Below are 18,921 nucleotides of genomic sequence, written 5' to 3'. Positions count from 1 at the left end.
GACTTAGGCCGCTTCGTCTTGCGGCTTGTCTTTGTCGGCGACGGCTTGCAGGCTGCGAGCCAGCGATGCCGGGACTTCGTTGATGCCAGTGGCGATCTTGGCGGTGACGGCATTGATCGCTCCGGCGATTTGGGCGATAAGCTGCTCTTTCGAGGGCAAATCTCCGATCGCCTTCACGTCCGCCTCAGTCAGTGCCCGACCTTCCATGCAGCCGCCGCGAATCACGGTTTTCTTCGAGACGCGCTGGAATTCTTGATAGGCTTTGATCGCGCCACCGATGTCGTCTTTCATCAGCAAAAAGGCCGAAGACTCTTTGCAAAATTCGGTGATCGGCTGCCAGTTGTCCTGACCGTCAACCGCGATTCGCATCAGCGTGTTTTTGGTGACTTTGCACTCGGTTCCGCTGGGGCGCAGCCGATTTCGCAAGTCGGTGAGTTCGGCCACCGTCAAGCCTTTGTAGTCAATGACGACGGCGAGTTGCGAAGCGTCGAGGGTTTCTTTGAGTTCCGCGACGATCGCCTGTTTATCTTCGAGCGTTCTACCCATTCATTTTCACCTCCTGACAAGTTTGATAACTAACCGCAAAGCAAAACCCCGATCGATTCACAGACCGGGGTTTCACACACATTCGATCGCACCTCAGATGAGGGCGGAAAGTGCATCACCTCGGCAGGCTGTTTAAGCTTTCGCCCCTGCTGTCTGCGGCTTTGCGATTCAGTTGTAGCGGTTGGGCAATCTCAGATTTTGCGTTTGTTGCGACGATCGCCCTGAAATAAATTTCGGGCTAATAGCGCAAGTCCGTTGAAACGGACTCAAACCCCGGTCGATCGCCCTAACCCATTTCAATGGGTTTTCGCTTTGAGCCAGGAAATTGATTTCCTGGCATTCCTGGCATCGATCCCTCGATCGACTCTGATCGAACGTTAAGCAGCGGCATCCGCCTTGAGATCGCGCAGGGCGTTCACATCGACTTCGATCGCAGGCCCCATTGTGGCAGAAACGTAAATGCTGCGCCAGTAGCGGCCTTTCGCGCCCGAAGGACGGTTGCGATCGACGGTTTCTTGCAGCGCTTTGAGGTTGGTGAGCAAGTCTTCGGCTGAGAAGGATGCTTTGCCAAACAAAACGTGAACGATTCCGGTGCGATCGGCACGAAATTCTAGTTTACCAGCTTTAAACTCGTTGATCGCCTGTCCCACGTCAAAAGTCACCGTTCCGCCTTTCGGAGACGGCATCAAACCACGCGGACCCAAAAGGCGACCCAAGCGGGCAACCTGCGGCATCACGTCCGGCGTGGCGATCAAAACATCGAAATCCATCATGCCTTTTTGGATTTCTTCGATCAGTTCTTCTGACCCGACGATATCGGCTCCGCCTGCATTGGCTTCCGCGACTTTTTCACCGCGAGTAATCACGGCCACGCGGATCACCTGACCTGTGCCTTTGGGTAGCGCAACTGTTGTTCTTAGCTGCTGGTCGGTGTACTTGGGATCGATGCCCAGTCGCAGATGTGCTTCTGCGGATTCTGGAAATTTGGCCGTTGCGGTTTCCTTGAGCAGTTGCAGCGCTTCGAGCGGTGCATAGGCGCGGTCTTCAACTTTGGCTTGCAGTTCTCTCAAACGGCGCGAAACTTTTTTAACCATTGGTTTCTCCTTGGGGTGCGATCGAAGCTCTACTTCTCCCCCGAATCACTTCAAATTAACTCGTCACCGTAACGCCCATGTTGCGGGCGGTTCCTTCCACGATCTTCATGGCCGCATCGATGTCGTTGGCGTTGAGGTCGGGAAGTTTGGTTTGCGCGATCTCTTGCAGTTGAGCGCGAGTGATCGAGCCGACTTTCTTCTTGTTCGGTTCGCCTGAACCCTTGTCAATTCCGGCTGCTTTTTGAATCAGCACGGATGCGGGCGGGGTTTTGAGAACGAACGTGAAGCTGCGGTCTTCAAAGACGGAGATTTCAACGGGAATCACCAGTCCTGCTTGATCGGCAGTCCGGGCGTTGTATTCCTTGCAGAACATCATGATGTTGACCCCGTGCTGACCCAACGCGGGGCCGATCGGGGGTGCGGGGTTTGCTTTTCCTGCCGTAATCGCCAGTTTGATGATGGCGACAACTTTCTTTGCCATGTGCTTAGCCTTGTTTTTGAACCTGATTAAACTCCAATTCCACCGGAGTATCGCGTCCGAAGATCGACAGCAGTGCCTTCAGCTTCGATCGCTCTGGGCTAACTTCGATCACTTCGCCTTCAAAGTCCTTAAAGGGACCCGAAAGCACCACGATCTTGTCGCCAGCGGCCATGTCGATTTTGACAACGGCCTTTTGCTCTTGCGCCTGCTTGAAGATGCGATCGACTTCGCCCGCGCCCAGCGGCATTGGCTTGACGTGGCCGCGACCGCGACCATAGCGGCGCTTTTGTTCTGCCCCCACGAAGTTGATCACGTTAGGGGTATTCTTGACGACCTGCCAAGCATCATCATCCATGACCATGCGAATCAGTACATAGCCAGGAAATACTTTTTCGTCGGCATTTTGCCGCGACCCGTCCTTACGCAGCTTCACAGCCGGAGTTTGCGGAATCTCGATCTGAAGGATGCGATTTGCCACATCGAGCGTTTGAATCCGCTGCTCCAAGTTCATCTTGACGCGCTTTTCACAGCCCGACGCGACCTGAACGGCATACCAGCGTGGCGATCCTGTCGGCACATCGTCGGCTGGCTGCGGCTGCGCGGCATCTTCAGATAAAGCAATATTTTCTTCGTCGGATGCAAATGTCATCGAATCTACCTGCCCTGCGGCCTAACTAAATCGGTTGGTCACGAAATATCGTTGCCAAGAGGATTGAAAGCGATCGAACCGATTCGCTGACATGCGAAAACCGCGAGACCTCGCCTCCAAAGTTCTAGCTTACTGCAAATTCGCGCCTTTGGCAGCAGCACGATCATTGGCGCTTCTGGGTGAACAGATTGCATAAAAAAGCCAAACTCGACTGAAGAAACAGCAAAAGCATTCCATAACTTATGAACTAGAAGGGAGGCGAACATGGCCGATTCTCAAATCAACACTTTCACCAATGATGACCAGCGCGATGTCGCGATCGCCCACGATCCGGCGGGTAACTTTGTGGCGGTTTGGCAAAGCCAAGGACAAGACGGCAGCGCCACTGGCATTTATGCTCAGCGATTCAACAGCAGTGGTAATCGCATTGGCGGCGAAATTTTGGTCAACACGTTTACGAATAGCTTTCAGCGCGATCCCGATGTGGCGATCGACGCAGCCGGAAACTTTGTCGTCACCTGGTACGGATCTGGACCCGGAATCGGTACACCTGTTCCAGATTCAGACGGCGTCTATGCTCAGCGCTTTGATAGTAGCGGGGCAAGACTGGGGGCGACGATTTTGGTGGAGTCATTTCCTGATGCAACCAATTTTGGCCCGTCGATCGCAATGGACACCGATGGCGATTTTGTAATTACCTGGAGCGGCTTCAGGACACAAACTGGAGCGCAAACAGGCGTATTTGCTCGTCGGTTTAATTCAGCAGGCACAGCGCAGGGCAGCACCTTTGCGGTCAGCAGCGGCAATTCTTCTAATCCCGATGTGGCAATGGATGCCGATGGCGACTTTGTGATTGCCTGGACGGGCGACGATGGCGGCAGCAACGGCATTAAAGCGCAACGCTTTAGCGCGGCTGGCATCGCCCAAGGCGGCGAGTTTTTGGTCAACACCAAAACGACAAATTCTCAAAATCGAGCGGCGATCGCAATGGATGCGACAGGCAATTTTGCGATCGTCTGGGAAGATTCTGACGCGGGCATTCAGCTTCAGCGCTACAGTCCAGACGGAACGCGGCAGGGCAGCGAATTTCAGGTGCAGTCGATCGATCGCAACTTTGAAACCAGCCCTGACATCGCCATGAGTCCTAGCGGCGAGTTTGTCGTCACCTGGCAAGTGTTTCTCGATGCGATTTACGGTCGCGCCTTTACCGCTGATGGCACTTTCAAAGACTACGATTTCCAGGTCAACACCAATTTAGCGGGCGATCAGTTTACGCCTGCGATCGCGCTCGACGGCAGCGGCAGCTTTGTCACGGCCTGGAGCAGTACGGAACAAGATGGCAGCGGCAGCGGCGTCTTTTTTCGCCAATTTGCCCGCCCCGAACTCAATTTGTCTCTGGTGGGTACGCCAGAGCGCGATCGACTGGCCGGACGCGAAATCGCGGAAAGCATCAGCGGTCTGGCAGGTGACGATCGAATTTTGGGATTGGGCGGCAACGACACCCTGATCGGCGGCAGCGGCAACGACGAACTAGACGGCGGCGCTGGTCGAGACACGCTGAACGGCGGTGCGGGCAGCGACGCGCTGCGCGGTGGAGAAGGCAACGATATTTTGATTGGCGGCGGTGGAAATGATCTGCTCGATGGCGGACAAGGGCGCGATCGACTCCGGGGCAATGGCGGCAGCGATCGATTTGTGCTGACGCGCCGACAGGGGCGCGACATCATCGAGGACTTTCAGAACGGTCGAGACAGTCTGCTGCTGACGGGTGATCTTCAGTTTCGTGACGTAACGATTCGCCAATCGGGTCGCAATACGCTAATTCGCAGCGGCGCAGATCCATTAGCACTGCTCACAGGCGTTTCCGCAAGTCAAATTTCGGCCAGCGACTTCATCACCCTCTAGCCGCACCTGCTGGAGGGGCAACTACTGCGTCTCCAGCGGAACTCACCTGAACTTGTCGCTTGAGCGTGCTATCGAAATACCTGTCCTGCTGCCCAGTTGAACAAGTTATCCACGAAATAAACGGTCGTTGCCGAAAGTGTCACCATCAAAAGCACGGCCAGTGACTCGCTAATTAACTGCTGGCGACTCGGCCACACGACTTTATCCAGTTCTTCTCTGGTTCCCTTGAGAAATTCGCCTGCACCAGAACCGACTTTTTTGTCTTCAGTCGTCTGCTTTTGCTCTTTTTTCTGCTCTTTCGGTTGCTCTTTTTGCTCGTCTTTTGCCACGATCGCCCACCTCCACTAGATTCCACTGCCCGCACGAAAAGCCGCAAGCTTCCGCAGGACATGACCTCCAATCCACTAGCTTACTGCAAACTCTGCCCCGACAGCAGCAAGATCGGCCAGTGACAGAACCAATCCGATCGAGCAAAAAGCTAGTAATCCAGCGCTCTCTTGCAAAATGAAGCAGCGCCACTGCAACGATTTTAGCTGACAATCTGATAAATTGCAGGCCGATATTGTGGTTCAGGAATTGGCTTTCCTTGAGCTTTCGCTGCTTCGATCCAGGCGGCTTTTGCGATCGCCACTTCCCGCACCGCTTCCTCTGGCGTTTCACCAAACGCAGAACAATACTTCAAATCAGGAATATCAGCAATATACCCCTCATCCTCTTTGCTGTAGAAAACATTAATGTGATGATCTTTCATGATTCTTCTCTATTTTCCATTAGAAGGACATGTTGTTCAATTAGCGCTAGAAAATGAGGAGCCAATCGATTGAATCAGCTTCGTTATAATTCTCAGTTCCTCCATCATTGATCTCATCGCTAGTAAATAAGATGAGAAAGATAAGTCGAGTTGAGACTTATAATTTTGTCCTCAAGGCTTGACCAAGGTTCAAGGCTAAGTTCTTGATTCAAAATTTCTATTAGATTAATTTGTTGCTGGTCGAGATAGTCCGCATATTGGTTCGATCGAATCGGTTCAAGTTGTCCATTCGACCATGAAAACTCTTCTAAAACAGAATAACCTGCTCGACAGCCAAGACATAAAAAGTCGTAAAGATTTTCACCAATAATTACATTTTGTTGTCCATGAAAGTTTGTTGGAACAGTCATGATGACGGGTGAATTTGATAGCGGGCGATCATCCATTTCTAAAAAGCTGAAGTGGACACCATCGCAGCCAGTACCTGCAAATGTTTTCACATTCAGCGGTGTGCAGTAATATCCCTTGGGTTTTGTTGGAATCTCAAGTCTTAAGCCAATTGACACAAATGCTTCATTGAATGTTTCGCTAATTGGTTGGGCTTCCCGATTGGCGATCGCCCAAAGCTGCTCAAAATTTACCTTCATACTCATTCTTTTCCTTTGGGTAAACTTGCTCTTTAGCAATCCGAATCTTTTCTCCGATCGGTATTTTTTCTGCATTGGATGCTTGCAGCAGCGGATATTCCTGAACTTCTACAGGCGATAAAACTCTAAATCGAAAATCTCCCACATAAACCCGATCGCCTCCCTCTTCATAAACATCTCCCAAAACGCTCGATCGCGCCGTCAGCCAGTCGCAAAATTCGATCGCATCACTGGCACGAACACCTGTAATAGGTTTGTTGGCATCTCCGGGTGCAAATCGAGCGCTTGTCCAGTGATCGGGCTGGCGATTTTGGCCGATCGATCGCTTTTCATCAATAAACAGTTGATATTCGGCACAGGTGATGTAGCTAGTATCAATTTCGGTTTTGTCATCGATGCGGAGTAGATTTTTGAGACGGCGTGAAAGTTTGACTTCGGCAGCGAGTTTGAAGATTGCCGGATTGGTGGATTCAAGACCTTCTTCGATCGCCACTTCCAAACTTTTGCGAACATTTGAATCGACGCGCAAACCTTCTTCGAGGCAGTCATAAGCGATCGCCAAAGATTGAACCGTATTGCGATCGATCGCAGTTTGAATTAGATAGCTGGCATCCGCTTGAGCGGCGTAAAGACGAATCGTTTCTTCCCACCAGGGATCATCGATGTGGCGAGCTAGCAGCATTTCCTGATTGATGTCTTTAATTTGCTTGGCGGCGAGATATTCCTGTAGGCTTTTGTGGGCGAACTCGTAAACATCTTGTTCGCGCTGAACGAGAAGACCGCTGACCCGTTCGATCGACTGCAAAAACTCGATCGGATCGGCTTCTGCGCCTGCGACTGTTGCTAATCTTTGACGAATTAATAAACAAGCTGTAACCAGTTTGAATTCGCGAGTGTTGCGCTGCATTCCCTTAAGCGCGAGGACTTGCAAAACCGTTTGCTTTTGGGCGGCAGAGAGGCGATCGCTCAAGCCTTTTGCTTCTTGTCGGCGTCCCAACAGCACATCACAAATTTCGGCATACAGTTCGACTCTTCGTCTCGGCAGTGCGCCCCGGTAGCAGTGAACCGTCGCAATCATCGTTAGCAGCAGCGGATTGACGGCCATTGCTGCCAGCGGTGGACTGTTTTGGATGCGGCGCAGGAGATCGGCGGCACTGGAGCGGGCGGCTTGCTCAATGCCCGGATCGATCGCCCGCGCCTGTCGTTTCGATTCGTTTTCGCGATACCAGCGCGTAATGAACTGCTCAACTTCACGCCAGTGAAACGGCTGCACGCCCAGCACCAAATCGATTTGCGGCAGATGCGTTTTTACGCTGTCGTAGCCGAACGGACGTGATGTAAGGATGAATGGCGATCGCCCATAGCGCTGCATCTGCTGATTCACCCACTGTGCCGCCTTCTGCCGCTGAGCCGGATCAGCCACTTCATCGAGTCCATCTAGCATCACGAGGCATTGGCCTTGCGCGAGTCGGGTCACGAACCAATCTGCCGTTCCTTCCAGTGGGCGATCGCTCGGCTGCCTTTGTACCTGCTGTTCGATGAGCTGCACCAAGGTCGGCGGCGAATCAGCGGCGATCGCGTCCCGCCAATCGCGCAGGTAGAGCAAAACGGGGATGCGATCGGGCGCTTTGGGATGCTGTTGGGGATGTCGCCTGCGGGCATAAGTCAGCGCCAGATGCTCTAGTAGCGTACTTTTACCTGATCCCGGTGGCCCAATCAGGGCAATTCGTGCAGCCGGAGCCGCCACGAGAAACGGCCAGATACTCAGCGCATCGATCGATCGCTCCGGCTGAATTAGTGCCCCAGATAGCTGCGGCAAACTGCTGGCCTGAACGCGCAGCGGCACATACACCTGCTCCAAATCCGGCTTGAACGGGGCGAGATCAAAGCCTTGCGTGCGCGTAGTGCGGTAGGCGTAGATCAAGCTTTGACGGTAGCGATCGCCAAATCCCATTCCGCCGACTTGACCCACAATCCAGCGGGCATCTCGTTCGCCGCGCTGCTCAACTGCTTGCTTGAGGATGGCCGTGAATTTGTCGGAATAAGCGGTCAAGAGTGAGAGAAGGGCGGTTCCCGTGAAGGCGATCGCGCCCTGCGTCCACTGTTGCTGCCAAAGCGCGTGCAGCGTAATTGCCGCGCCTGCACTCGAAGGCGACCACTTGAGTAAAGCCTGGAGGATTCTTTGCATGGTGGACGGGACGCCAGTGTGATTCGAGTTTAGCCTGTTGCAACTGAGGCGATCGAATTCAGCAGCGTTGCCGACTCCAGCAGATCTCCATCGCGATCTGACAATTGCCGTGCCCTATTAATCAGTGCACGATCGGCCTAGGATTGCGGTGCGGCCTGTCCTTCCTGCATCGGACTAATTGGAATTCCATCAGAAAGGTTCAGGACGCCTGACGTGACAATGCGATCGCCCGGCTGCAAGCCTTCGAGTACCTGATAGTTGTTGCCTTGAATGCTGCCCAATTCGACGAGGCGCTGACGGGCGACTAGCTGCGGCGGTTGGCCGGGTTGCAGCGGTTGCGATTCCGCCAGGAAGACAAAAGTTTCGCCGCCTAAGCGAGAAATTGCTGCACTGGGAACGAGCAGGCCGCTGCGATCGTCCCAAATGAGGCGAGCGCGGACAAACTGATTGTTGAGCAGTCGCCCGCCAGGATTGGGAAATTGGGTTTTGACCAAGACGGTTTGGGCGGTGGGATTGGCCTGTGGCGAAATGAAGCTGACTTGCCCAACGCCAAGCGCTTTGCCTTGAGCATCGGACAGTTCAACGCGCTGCCCCGTCCGCAAATCCGCTGAGCGCTCGATCGGCACAGCGATCTCTAGCTCCAGTCTGTCATTTTCGGTAATGCTGGTGAGCGTGTCGCTTGAGCTGACAACTTGTCCGACTCGCACCGGAATGTCGCCGACCACACCCGCAAACGGAGCGCGGACGATCGTATCTTGCAGCTCGACGTTTGCGGCACTGGCATTTGCTTGTGCTTGAGCCAGTCCAGCCTGCGCTTCGGCAAGGTTGGCACGAGCCGCTTCGATGCGCTGATCGATCGCCGCCAAAGCCGAAAGTGCCGTGCGGCGATCGCGCTCCACAATGTCAAGCTGCTCTCGCGCCAGCGCACCTGCGGCAACCAGATTGGCAATGCGATTGCGCTGCGTGGTTTGCAGTTCAACTTCGGCAAGGCTAGCGACTCGTTCGGCCTGGAGCGCTTCAATTTGCGAAGCGGCATTGGCGCGAATCGCCCGGGCAGAGTTGACGCTGGCTAAAACGCCCGCCAGTTCTGCCTGTCGTCGATCTGGGCTGAGCAGTACGATCGGTGTTCCCTGCGCGACGCGATCGCCCGCTTGCACAAAAATTCGCGTCACCCGCCCTTCAATTTCTGGACTGAGTTCGACGGCATTGCGCGATGTGAGGTTGCCGACAAATTCCGTCGCCTCTTGCACTCTTCCGGTCTGCACAGCGGCAACTTCAACCGGAGCGGCTCGCCCCTGCATTGCGTTTTCTGGGGGCTGCGATCGCGCTTGCCACCAGCGCCACAGGCCAAAGCTTCCCAACAGCAGCAGCAAAGCGCCGATCACCCAGGGCAACCAGCGGCGCGGGGTGGGCGAAGCGGTAGGTCGATGCGGCTCGACGATCGCCAACTCAGACTCGGAAGAAGGTTCCATTGCTTGCAACTTTGCAGGGCTAGACTTTAATAGTTAGCGCACTCCGTTTTTTTCGTCAATCTGCTGTCATTTTTTGCAATCGCGATTTGGGCGATGTGTAGATTGATGCAGGACATTCTACAAAAACTTCTCTTACAGACGATGCAATGAAAGTGTTATTTATTTGCAGCCGAAATCGCTTGCGGAGTCCAACAGCGGAAGCAATTTTTTCAGCATATGAAGGTTTAGAAGTTGAATCAGCCGGACTCGATCGAGATGCAGAAATGCCGCTTGAAAGTGAAGCGATCGAGCGGGCAGATATCATTTTTGTGATGGAAAAATCACATCGCAAAAAGCTGATGCAACAGTTTCAACCTTGGCTCAAAAGCAAGCGTGTCATCTGCCTGGATATTCCAGACGAATATGATTACATGGAGCCAGCTTTGATTGATCGGCTCAAGAAAAAGGTGTTACCGCTGTTGAAAACCTTTTAGAAGAATTAGCAGAAACGCAGGCGATCGCCGTCAAAACATCGTCTACAACAATTCGCGTCCCAAATAAGGCCGCAGCACATCCGGAATTTTCACCTTGCCGTCTTCTTGCTGATAGTTTTCCAGAATTGCGGCCATCGTCCGACCGATCGCCAATCCCGATCCGTTCAGCGTGTGCAAAAACTGGGTTCCTTTTTTGCCTGCTTCTTTAAAGCGCAAATTTCCCCGTCTCGCCTGAAAATCGTTGCAGTTTGAGCAGCTTGAAATTTCGCGATATTTGCCCGACGAGGGCAGCCAAACTTCGAGATCATAAGTTTTTGCAGCGGAAAATCCCATATCGCCCGTGCAAAGCTGCAAGACGCGATAGGGCAATTTCAACGCCTGCAACACGCCCTCGGCGTCCTGCGTCAGCGATTGCAGTTCCGCTTCCGACTGGTCAGGATGCACGAACTTGAACATCTCCACCTTGTTGAACTGGTGCAGGCGAATCAATCCGCGTGTGTCGCGTCCGTAGCTGCCCGCCTCCCGTCGAAAACACGGCGTATAGGCGCAGTGGTGAATCGGTAGGGCTTCCGCATCGAGGACTTCATCACGGTACAAGCTGGCGATCGGCACTTCCGCCGTTGGCGTCAGCCACAGGTCATCGCGATCGCACTTAAAGCTTTCCTCGGCAAATTTAGGCAGTTGTCCTGAAGCCGTCAGCGACGCGCTGTTCACCAAAATCGGCGGCAGCACTTCCACATAGCCCGCCTGAACGTGGCGATCGAGCATGAACTGAATCAAGGCTCGCTCTAAGGCTGCACCCGCTCCAACCAAGGTTACAAAGCGGCTTTGGGCGATTTTGGTCGATCGCTCGAAGTTGAGAATCCCCAATTTTTCGCCGATTTCCCAGTGCGGCAAAATGTTCGGATTCAGCGGCAAATATTCGTCGCCCCAGCGCCGCACTTCGATATTTTCTGTTTCATCTTTGCCGATCGGCGTGGACGGATCGGGCAAATTCGGCAGCGTCAGCATCACGGCTTCAAGCTGGAATTTCAAGTCGCGCTCTTGCGGTTCCAGTTCGCCAAGCTGCGCGTTGACCTGATTGCCTTCTTCGCGCAGCGCCTTGACAACTGCATCATCCGGCTTTGCGCCACCGCGCATTTTCTCGCCAACGAGTTTGCCAATTTCGTTGCGGCGTGCTTGCAACTGCGATCGCTTCACTTCCAAATCGCGCTGTTGGCGATCGAGGTCGATCACGATTTGCAGGTCATAGTTTCCGCGTGTGTTCAGGCGTTCTTGCACCTGTTCGGGATTTTCGCGAATCAATTTGAGGTCAAGCACGGCGGTTCATGCGAAGAAATTCCATCTACACCAGCATAGCCGTTTGGCGATTCGGAAGAACTGCCGAAACCGCTTTGAACGGACTGCGGACGGCGCAACTACAATTAAATTAGGCGATCGAGGGCAAATCAGGTGATCGAGGGCAACTTCATGAGCGCAACCGTTGAATTTGTTCCGCAACAGCAAATCGTGATCAAGCTTGATCCGATCGTGAAGCTGACGGACGATCAGTTTTTTGAGTTTTGCCAAATCAATTCTGAGCAGCGGTTTGAACGTAGCGCCAGCGGGGAGCTAATTGTTTTGTCACCCACCGGAGCAGAGTCGGGAAATCGCAATGCCAGTTTGATTGTACAAATCGGCGTGTGGGCAGAGCGAGATGGGACAGGATTGATTTTCGACTCTAGCACTGGGTTCACGCTGCCAAATGGCGCAGTTCGATCGCCCGATGTTGCCTGGATTGCTCGATCGCGCTGGAATACCATTCCGCTCGCGCAGCGCAAGAAGTTCGCTCCGATTTGCCCGGAATTTGTGGTGGAGTTGCGATCGGAAACCGACGATCTCTCCACGCTGCAAGCCAAGATGCAGGAATATCTCGATAATGGCGCACGGTTGGGCTGGCTGATTGATGCGATCGAAAAGCAGGTTTACATCTACCAGCCCAATGCTCTAGTCCAACAGCTTAACAATCCAGCCATCCTCAGCGGCGATCCAACGCTTTCCGGCTTTGTGCTGGATTTAAGCAAAATTTGGTAGCGAATCAATTGGGCGTTGTTGCGATCGGCAGTCGTACCGTAAATGTCGTTCCTTGATTGGCTTCACTCTCCACCGCGATCGATCCGCCGTGCAGTTCAACGGCTTGCTTGGCGATCGCCAGTCCCAATCCGGTTCCCGGAGTTGTGCCGACATTTTGCGCTCGAAAGAATGCTTCAAATAAACGTGGCTGGTCTTCGATCGGAATGCCAATGCCGCTGTCGCGGATGCGAAACGCGATCGCTTCGGGTTGTCCCATCAGTTCCAGCGTCACCGTGCTGCCGATCGGCGAATATTTAATCGCGTTGGCGATTAGGTTACTCAAAATCAGACGCAGTAATTTTTCATCCAGTGCAGGCTGGCCGCACTCGCCCTGCACGGTGAAAATCAAGCGGTGTTCGCGGCCTGATCCCAGCTTGAATTCTTCAACAAGCTGATCGCAAAACGCCTCGATCGCTACTGGTGCAGGCGCAAAGTTCAGCTTGCCTGCTTCGGCTCGACTAATCAGCAGCACATCGTCGAGCAGTTCCAGCATCCGAGCGATCGCTGCTTGAATGCGGCGAAAGCAATCCGCTCGTCGTTCCGCTGACCAGTCTGGATATCGCTCTAGCAGTTGCGTCGTTCCCGAAATCACATTGAGCGGATTGCGAAACTCGTGCGTGACCAGCGACACAAACCGCGATCGCAGTGAATTGACTTCCTGGGCTTGCTGAAGCGCTTGCTGGCGCTCGTCCTCGATCCGCTTGCGATCGCTTACGTCTAGAACAAAGCAAATCACAGTTTCCTCAGCCTCACTCAGCAGCGCTCCGCCCGTTTGGATGACGACGCGATCGCCGTTTTTGTGCAGCATTTCTTTTTCATACTCGCGAAAAATGCTGGTCTCGCGCAGTTCTTCAATAATTTGACGATCGCGCTCTTGATATTCTGGCGGTGTCAGCACATCCCAACGGACTTGACCCGATCGCAGTTCCGAGCGTGTGTAGCCAAGCAGGGCGAGAAATGCATCATTGGCATCGAGAATCTGCCCTTGAAAGTTGGCGATCACAAATCCGATCACGCTCGACTCGACCAATCGCTGCAATCCCAAATGATTGCCTTGTAGCGCAGCAAAGACCGATTCATATTCGGCATCCACCCGATCGCGCTCCACTGCTTGAAACGCCTGCAAATACTGCCGCGATTGCAGCAAATTCGTCAGCCGCACCTGTAATTCCAGCCAGTCGATCGGCAGCTTGATCACGTCGTCTACGCCCTGCAAATCGATCGACTCAAGCTGATCACACACTAGCAGCACAGGTAAAAGCTCGAATGCCGACCGCTTCCGATCTAAAATCAAGACACGATCGCGATCGAGGCTGGGGCGATCAATCAGGCACAAATCGAACGAGGCAGAATCGATCGTGCCTTCGACTAATCGATACTCGTGGTTTTGCAGCCATTGGGCGATCGCCTGCCGCAGGTTTGAAGGTTCTAGGCATAGCAGAATTTGCTTCATAAGCTGCCTTCGATCGCCAAGACCATTCGCAAGATAGATGCGAATTGGGTCTCTTCATCCTATCAGGTTAGCGGTAATGGAAGTCAGTTGGCAGCAAAAAACGGGCTGATCTGTGAGATCAGCCCGTCAATTGGGAACGCTTGTAGACGTGGATTACTGAACCACGAGTTTGACGTTGGCGTTTTGCAGGCCAGGACGCTTGACTTCAGCCAAGGTCTTGTTGACTGCATACTTCTGGTTGATCGAGTTGATCAGTTCGGTTTGGTTGTGCTTCTTGGCAACACCCCAAAGGTCTGCGATCAAGTCAAACGAACCATCGGCATTGCGCGACCAGCCCAAATCATATTCGCCTTCCAACACTGCCACGATATCCGAGCGGACGCGCTGACCGTTGTAGCCACGAACATCAGCTTCGGTCTTCACATTGATACCCAGGTCGCGCAGCGAAGCCTTGAGGATTTCGGCATCGGTGATTTTGGTGCGAAGAGTGCTAAAGTGAGACATTTTGGATTTCCTCCGATAGAAGAGATTGAGAGAGACAACGTGTTTACATTTGAACACCGATCGGTTTAGCGGTTGGAAGGCAAACCTGATACGGCCTATTTTGTCAAACTGCTAGCAACTTGCTAGCCTTTCCTCCTGTTGGGAAGCAGGAGTGAAAGCCTGTTAGAACTCCATCCGCTGATACTCAGCGACGGAGGCGGCGGCAGGTCTCGCTCGCTGATTCGCCCAGTCCCGCAGGGCAGTGACCTGTTCGCTCATTGTCTTCGACAGCGGCAAGGTGGCTCGAATTGCGGCGATGATGTCTAGCTGCGTAAATTCGCGGTCTTGCGCGAAAGCCTCATACATCGCGGCCACGAGTGCCTGCTCGATTTCTGCGCCCGAAAAGCCATCGCAGACTTTCACAAGCTGATCGAGGTCAAATCGAGCAATGTCGCGCCGTCGTTTCGACAAATGAATTCTGAAAATCTCTTTGCGCTCTTCCGGGTTCGGCAAATCGACGAAGAACAATTCGTCAAAGCGACCCTTCCGCAAAAACTCACCGGGCAACCGTTCGACTCGGTTCGCCGTTGCCATCACGAAGACCGGAGAAGTTTTCTCCTGCATCCAGGTGAGGAACGACCCGAAGATCCGGCTGGACGTGCCGCCGTCGGAATCGGCTGATCCGCTGCTGCCTGCAAACGCCTTGTCAATTTCGTCAATAAATAGAATCGTCGGTGAAATTGATTCTGCGGTTTTGAGCGCGTTTCGCAGGTTGGCTTCCGATCGACCCACCATCGAGCCGTCATAGACGCGACCCATATCCAGCCGCAAGAGAGGCAGTCCCCACAGGCGCGAAGTCGTCTTGGCAATTAGCGACTTTCCACAACCGGGAACGCCAAGAATCAGCATTCCTTTGGGCTGGGGCAGACCATATTCGCGGGCACGTTCGGTGAAAGCGCCCGATCGCTGCTTCAGCCAGTGCTTGAGTTCTTCCAAGCCGCCGACCGAATCGATCGTTTCATCTTCCTCGATGTATTCGAGGATGCCGTTGCGCCGAATCAGTTGCTTCTTTTCCGAAAGCACCACATCCACTTCAGCTTCGGTCAAACGTCCGGCTGTCACCTGTGCCTTGCGGTAGACTTTTTCCGCTTCATCGCGGGTCAAACCAAGCGCAGCCTTAAGCAGTTTTTCTCGCGTCTCGGTTGCCATGCGGCGATTCGTGCGCGACGCATCAAGTTGATTGGTCAAAACTTGATTGAGTTCGCTCATGTCCGGCAGGGGAAAGTCAAGAACGGCGACTTCCTTTTCGAGTTCGATCGGAACCTGCTGGACAGGCGACATCAGAATAATGGTTTTCTCCGTGCCTTTGAAGCTGGCGATCGCATCTCTGAGCCAGCGGGTGACAGCGGGAGAATCTGCGAACGGATGTAAATCTTTGAAGACAAAAATCGACGGCTCGCGCTGCCGGATTGCCCACTCGATCGCCGCTTCGGGCGAAACGGTGTTGTGCTGTGTTTGAGTGCGGGCTTGGCCGTATTCGACAATGCCGTGCGTCATCGTCCAGATGTAGACGCGGCGCTTGGATTTGGTTTGAGCGATCGTGGCGATCGTCTGCTCTGCTCGTTCTTCCTCGGAAGTGACGAGGTAGATCAGCGGATATTGAGCTTGAACTAGAACGCTGAGTTCTTCTTTCATTGCCATTGACCTACATCAAGAACAGACAGCCGAAGCAGTGAGGAACGAAAACCGAGACTAAACCGAGACGAGAGCTTGCTCGCCGGATTGATCGCCAGCGTGATCAACAGGCAAATCATCATCAAGCAGGCCAGGTTGCTGACCGAGGGCGATCGCTTCTCCGTCGCGAACCACAAGAGAGGTAGAACACTCAGGGCAACTATAGACCTGGTGGGCGCGACCGTGAGCGGCTTCCACTTCGTCCACAATCTCAGAATGATTGAGGTAGAAAATGATGGCTCGCTGGGCGATCGCTGACATCGCCTCCGCATCAACCGCAGCTCGAATTTTTAGCTGACGGTGCAGGTTTGGCGGCAGGTATAGAGTGACTTTGTGCTTCTCTTGCATAACGGATTACATGGTGAATACCCGGGTATGCAGACAAGAGTAATTGGAAGGTTAAGGGGCTGTCAAGACCGTATGCTGCTATGACAGCATTATTGTTACATTACTTTACACAAAGAGTTCAAATGCTTGATTTTTCGTGAGAACAACTGGCCGCACTCAGGCTCGCGCTGTCTTGAGTGCGGCCAAAATGGGCTAGAGGCTGTCTGAAGCGAGGGGAACCAGTTCGCCCGTTGTCGTAAAGCCAAGCAGCATCTTTTCTTGCGATCGAATGGCTTTGCCTGTGAGGGCGCAACGTTCCTCTCGCTGGGCGATCGCTTCCAGGCTGGCTCGAATCTGCTCGCGGGCAATCTGTGGCTGATAGTCGCTCGATCGCTGCTGCACATAGTTCCACAGCACATCTCGAATCAATGCCTGATAGCCCTGATTGCCGGATAACTCTTTCAGCTTTTCCTTTAGCTCGCGTTCCAGCCGGATGCTGGTAACTTCCATTTCGGTTGTGGCGGTGCGACTGAGTGTGTACATCCTGTTTCTCCTTTAGTAATCAAGTGGCAAATGCTGCCATTGCCGTAATACAAGTGTAGTATGTGAACGAGCGATTGCCTATAGCAATGCGTGCGGGCAGCCGAGGCGCTGGATCATCCACGCTTGCTAGTATTAGGCCGTTTCACCAAATGTATTGACCGAATTGCGACTGAGCTGCTCAGGTTTGCCACCGTTTTGCTGACCTTTCCAACGCTGCCTTCAGTGGGCGATCGCATCCGCTTAAGTGCACCATCTTATGAATCCGTTGAGATATCAAGTTCCAGGACTGACGCAACGCTGCTATTCAGAGTGACTTCCATTTGGAGGTTGCTGCAACTGCTGCATGATTAGCGCTTCAAGCTGAGGGGAATTCAGGGAACTCGATCGCAAATGTAGATCGCGCTGGGGAAACGGAATTTGAATGTCTCGCTCTTTCAGCACTTCAAAAATGCGGAAGTACAAATCGCTTTTGAGAATAAATTGTCGATTGGGTTTTGTTGTCCAAACCAGCAAATCGAAATTGAGCGCACTTTCACCAAAGCCTGTAAAAAAAACTTGCGGTGCTGGATTTTTCAGCACCTCAGGATGACTTTGAGCTGCTTCAATTAGGGCAGAGCGAACCGTTTGCGGATCGGCACTGAAGGCAACGCCAACAGGCAAATGCAGCCGTGAAATCGGATTGCGATGGCTCCAGTTAATCACTTCTTCTTCTAAGAAGCGAGAGTTTGGAACGATAATTGAGACATGGTCGAGGGTGCGGATTTCAGTGCTGCGTCCGCCAATTCGCTCTACGGTTCCTTTGAAGTTAGCAATTTCAATAAAATCTCCAATTTGGATTGGACGCTCCACAATGAGCACCAAACCGCTGCCGAAGTTTTTGGCAATATCTTGAAAGCCAAAGCCAATTCCTACACCTAACGCACTCGCTAAGATGGTCAGCGAACTAATATCAAGTCCCCAAATTTGCAGAACAATCAGCGTGCCGATCGTAATTAAACTGTACTTAGTTAAAATTGCAATTACTTCCTGTCCGCCTCGGCTGAGTCCGGCCAGATGCAGCACTCGCGATCGCAACAAGTTCGTCAGCGTTCCGGCTAGTGCGATCAGTCCAGACAATAAACCTGCAAGCAGCAGCAGATCAATGATGGAATAGGCGTTTCTGCCCAAGCTGATGATGGGCGAAGTGAAGCTTGATTTCAGCGCATCCGTCACCTGATAGCTCCAAGCGCGAGTGACGGGAAACAAATTTGTGATGTAGAGTGCGGCGATCGTCCACAGTCCCACGCGGGCGATCGCGACCAGCAGCCTCAACAGTTCTTCGAGCGGACGTGAAGACGACTCTAATTGCGTTTCTGCGGCAGTCGTAAACCGCTGTCGGAGCGATCGCAGCGCTTGATTTCGCATTCTGCCCAGCAGCCAGTGGAGAAACGCAGCAGCAACGACAACTCCAACCGTGAGCAGCGTCATTTGCCGCAAATAAACTGGACTGCGCTCTGCTTGCGCCTGTCGAACCGCATTTTGAATTTGCTGTGCCCAAGTTGCCGCTTGCTCATCCGGCGTGCTGCCAGGAATTGCGTCCTGCTGGGTGACTGTGAGCAAGTAGCGATCGTTAAGCAGCAGAGTTGGCGATTGGTTGCGCTGTTCAATTCGGACGCGAATCGGACGAGCAGATTGGATAGCATCTTGCAGTTGCAGGTTGATCAAATTCGCTCGATCTTGAGCGCTGTACTGTCCAGAACCGCTGACTTCAAAGAGGACTTGTCCGTCCAGAGCAACGGTAGCCTGAGCAGATTGCGCGATCGCAGGAGCCAATCCCAAAGTCAAAATCAGCAAGACCACGATCGCCACCTTGCTAATCGATCGAATCATCCACCGCAAAGATATTAAATTTCGCATTGCGTTTGTTAAAAGACGAGATATCCAAGTTATCAATTGCCGATTCCAACTGCTGATTTCAACAGGCTTAAGGTGGAATTTATCCGATTAATCAAATTTACAGGCAGTATCGATCGAGTTGCGGTCAAACTGCTTGTGGAAGCAATGCGTGACATGCCGCGACCATT

Annotated in this window: 19 protein-coding genes and 1 other annotated feature; of the genes, 3 read left to right on the top strand and 16 right to left on the bottom strand. The window is 53.0% G+C overall.

From position 1 onward, the window contains the following. Positions 1–3: 3 nt before the first annotated feature. The 4 genes from rplJ to nusG all read right to left on the bottom strand — a co-directional run bounded on the left by rplJ (position 4) and on the right by nusG (position 2,770). Positions 4–546 (bottom strand): 50S ribosomal protein L10, encoded by a 543-nt coding sequence (gene rplJ, locus H6F67_RS09400; RefSeq protein WP_190765636.1) that lies wholly within the window; start codon positions 544–546, stop codon positions 4–6. 31 nt (positions 547–577) lie between these two features. Then, positions 578–723: a sequence feature (ribosomal protein L10 leader region), on the bottom strand. A gap of 200 nt (positions 724–923) precedes the next feature. Beyond that, positions 924–1,640: a 50S ribosomal protein L1 gene (gene rplA, locus H6F67_RS09395; protein WP_190765634.1), complete on the bottom strand. Its 717-nt coding sequence runs from the start codon at positions 1,638–1,640 to the stop codon at positions 924–926. A 55-nt stretch (positions 1,641–1,695) separates the two neighbouring features. After that, the gene (gene rplK, locus H6F67_RS09390; protein WP_190765632.1) at positions 1,696–2,121 is read right to left on the bottom strand and encodes a 50S ribosomal protein L11; all 426 of its coding nucleotides are present in this window, start codon (positions 2,119–2,121) and stop codon (positions 1,696–1,698) included. A 4-nt stretch (positions 2,122–2,125) separates the two neighbouring features. Further along, a complete protein-coding gene (gene nusG / locus H6F67_RS09385) occupies positions 2,126–2,770 on the bottom strand; it encodes a transcription termination/antitermination protein NusG (protein ID WP_190765630.1) in 645 nt (214 codons plus the stop codon). 264 nt (positions 2,771–3,034) lie between these two features. On the opposite strand from nusG, the gene H6F67_RS09380 reads away from it, so the two are divergent. Next, entirely contained in the window at positions 3,035–4,675 is a 1,641-nt protein-coding gene (locus tag H6F67_RS09380) for a hypothetical protein (RefSeq protein WP_190765628.1), read from the top strand. 68 nt (positions 4,676–4,743) lie between these two features. Here H6F67_RS09380 and secE read toward each other — a convergent pair whose 3' ends face one another. The 5 genes from secE to H6F67_RS09355 all read right to left on the bottom strand — a co-directional run bounded on the left by secE (position 4,744) and on the right by H6F67_RS09355 (position 9,733). Beyond that, the gene (gene secE, locus H6F67_RS28340; RefSeq protein ID WP_190765626.1) at positions 4,744–5,004 is read right to left on the bottom strand and encodes a preprotein translocase subunit SecE; all 261 of its coding nucleotides are present in this window, start codon (positions 5,002–5,004) and stop codon (positions 4,744–4,746) included. Between the two features lie 200 nt (positions 5,005–5,204). After that, positions 5,205–5,426 carry a type II toxin-antitoxin system HicB family antitoxin gene (locus H6F67_RS09370; protein WP_190765624.1) on the bottom strand — a complete coding sequence of 74 codons (222 nt, stop codon included), beginning with the start codon at positions 5,424–5,426 and terminating at the stop codon, positions 5,205–5,207. 119 nt (positions 5,427–5,545) lie between these two features. Next, positions 5,546–6,073 carry a hypothetical protein gene (locus H6F67_RS09365; RefSeq protein ID WP_190765622.1) on the bottom strand — a complete coding sequence of 176 codons (528 nt, stop codon included), beginning with the start codon at positions 6,071–6,073 and terminating at the stop codon, positions 5,546–5,548. Then, positions 6,057–8,261 carry an NACHT domain-containing NTPase gene (locus H6F67_RS09360; protein WP_190765620.1) on the bottom strand — a complete coding sequence of 735 codons (2,205 nt, stop codon included), beginning with the start codon at positions 8,259–8,261 and terminating at the stop codon, positions 6,057–6,059. Before H6F67_RS09360 ends, H6F67_RS09365 begins: the two co-directional genes overlap by 17 nt. 137 nt (positions 8,262–8,398) lie before the next feature. Continuing rightward, positions 8,399–9,733 carry an efflux RND transporter periplasmic adaptor subunit gene (locus tag H6F67_RS09355; protein ID WP_190765618.1) on the bottom strand — a complete coding sequence of 445 codons (1,335 nt, stop codon included), beginning with the start codon at positions 9,731–9,733 and terminating at the stop codon, positions 8,399–8,401. A gap of 146 nt (positions 9,734–9,879) precedes the next feature. Between H6F67_RS09355 and H6F67_RS09350 the strand changes: the two genes are divergently transcribed. Then, complete coding sequence (locus H6F67_RS09350; protein ID WP_190765616.1) at positions 9,880–10,206, top strand: low molecular weight protein tyrosine phosphatase family protein; 327 nt, start codon at positions 9,880–9,882, stop codon at positions 10,204–10,206. A gap of 42 nt (positions 10,207–10,248) precedes the next feature. Here H6F67_RS09350 and serS read toward each other — a convergent pair whose 3' ends face one another. Continuing rightward, on the bottom strand, positions 10,249–11,526 hold the full coding sequence (gene serS / locus H6F67_RS09345) for a serine--tRNA ligase (protein WP_190765614.1): 1,278 nt from the start codon (positions 11,524–11,526) through the stop codon (positions 10,249–10,251). Between the two features lie 150 nt (positions 11,527–11,676). On the opposite strand from serS, the gene H6F67_RS09340 reads away from it, so the two are divergent. Beyond that, entirely contained in the window at positions 11,677–12,279 is a 603-nt protein-coding gene (locus H6F67_RS09340; protein WP_190765612.1) for a Uma2 family endonuclease, read from the top strand. Between the two features lie 4 nt (positions 12,280–12,283). On the opposite strand, the gene H6F67_RS09335 is transcribed toward H6F67_RS09340, so the two are convergent. The 6 genes from H6F67_RS09335 to H6F67_RS09310 all read right to left on the bottom strand — a co-directional run bounded on the left by H6F67_RS09335 (position 12,284) and on the right by H6F67_RS09310 (position 18,754). Beyond that, the gene (locus H6F67_RS09335) at positions 12,284–13,771 is read right to left on the bottom strand and encodes an ATP-binding protein (protein WP_190765610.1); all 1,488 of its coding nucleotides are present in this window, start codon (positions 13,769–13,771) and stop codon (positions 12,284–12,286) included. 153 nt (positions 13,772–13,924) lie between these two features. Next, complete coding sequence (locus H6F67_RS09330; RefSeq protein WP_190765608.1) at positions 13,925–14,275, bottom strand: DUF1257 domain-containing protein; 351 nt, start codon at positions 14,273–14,275, stop codon at positions 13,925–13,927. Positions 14,276–14,437: 162 nt separating this feature from the next. Then, entirely contained in the window at positions 14,438–15,949 is a 1,512-nt protein-coding gene (locus H6F67_RS09325; protein WP_190765606.1) for an AAA family ATPase, read from the bottom strand. 57 nt (positions 15,950–16,006) lie between these two features. Further along, entirely contained in the window at positions 16,007–16,336 is a 330-nt protein-coding gene (locus tag H6F67_RS09320) for a hypothetical protein (RefSeq protein WP_190765603.1), read from the bottom strand. A 192-nt stretch (positions 16,337–16,528) separates the two neighbouring features. Continuing rightward, entirely contained in the window at positions 16,529–16,858 is a 330-nt protein-coding gene (locus tag H6F67_RS09315; RefSeq protein WP_190765601.1) for a hypothetical protein, read from the bottom strand. A 300-nt stretch (positions 16,859–17,158) separates the two neighbouring features. Then, entirely contained in the window at positions 17,159–18,754 is a 1,596-nt protein-coding gene (locus tag H6F67_RS09310; protein WP_190765598.1) for a mechanosensitive ion channel family protein, read from the bottom strand. Between the last annotated feature and the right edge of the window lie 167 nt (positions 18,755–18,921).

Source organism: Microcoleus sp. FACHB-1515, assembly GCF_014696105.1.
Classification (GTDB): Bacteria; Cyanobacteriota; Cyanobacteriia; order Elainellales; family Elainellaceae; genus JAAUTJ01.
Note: the sequence above shows the minus strand (reverse complement) of the source record. Positions and strands in the feature narration are given on the sequence as shown.

Bases quoted from the DNA above. Each gene is read 5' to 3' on its own strand.
- rplJ (WP_190765636.1), bottom strand. From the start codon at position 546: ATGGGTAGAACGCTCGAAGATAAACAGGCGATCGTCGCGGAACTCAAA.
- rplA (WP_190765634.1), bottom strand. From the start codon at position 1,640: ATGGTTAAAAAAGTTTCGCGCCGTTTGAGAGAACTGCAAGCCAAAGTT.
- rplK (WP_190765632.1), bottom strand. From the start codon at position 2,121: ATGGCAAAGAAAGTTGTCGCCATCATCAAACTGGCGATTACGGCAGGA.
- nusG (WP_190765630.1), bottom strand. From the start codon at position 2,770: ATGACATTTGCATCCGACGAAGAAAATATTGCTTTATCTGAAGATGCC.
- H6F67_RS09380 (WP_190765628.1), top strand. From the start codon at position 3,035: ATGGCCGATTCTCAAATCAACACTTTCACCAATGATGACCAGCGCGAT.
- H6F67_RS09370 (WP_190765624.1), bottom strand. From the start codon at position 5,426: ATGAAAGATCATCACATTAATGTTTTCTACAGCAAAGAGGATGAGGGG.
- H6F67_RS09365 (WP_190765622.1), bottom strand. From the start codon at position 6,073: ATGAAGGTAAATTTTGAGCAGCTTTGGGCGATCGCCAATCGGGAAGCC.
- H6F67_RS09360 (WP_190765620.1), bottom strand. From the start codon at position 8,261: ATGCAAAGAATCCTCCAGGCTTTACTCAAGTGGTCGCCTTCGAGTGCA.
- H6F67_RS09355 (WP_190765618.1), bottom strand. From the start codon at position 9,733: ATGGAACCTTCTTCCGAGTCTGAGTTGGCGATCGTCGAGCCGCATCGA.
- H6F67_RS09350 (WP_190765616.1), top strand. From the start codon at position 9,880: ATGAAAGTGTTATTTATTTGCAGCCGAAATCGCTTGCGGAGTCCAACA.
- H6F67_RS09340 (WP_190765612.1), top strand. From the start codon at position 11,677: ATGAGCGCAACCGTTGAATTTGTTCCGCAACAGCAAATCGTGATCAAG.
- H6F67_RS09335 (WP_190765610.1), bottom strand. From the start codon at position 13,771: ATGAAGCAAATTCTGCTATGCCTAGAACCTTCAAACCTGCGGCAGGCG.
- H6F67_RS09330 (WP_190765608.1), bottom strand. From the start codon at position 14,275: ATGTCTCACTTTAGCACTCTTCGCACCAAAATCACCGATGCCGAAATC.
- H6F67_RS09325 (WP_190765606.1), bottom strand. From the start codon at position 15,949: ATGAAAGAAGAACTCAGCGTTCTAGTTCAAGCTCAATATCCGCTGATC.
- H6F67_RS09320 (WP_190765603.1), bottom strand. From the start codon at position 16,336: ATGCAAGAGAAGCACAAAGTCACTCTATACCTGCCGCCAAACCTGCAC.
- H6F67_RS09315 (WP_190765601.1), bottom strand. From the start codon at position 16,858: ATGTACACACTCAGTCGCACCGCCACAACCGAAATGGAAGTTACCAGC.
- H6F67_RS09310 (WP_190765598.1), bottom strand. From the start codon at position 18,754: ATGCGAAATTTAATATCTTTGCGGTGGATGATTCGATCGATTAGCAAG.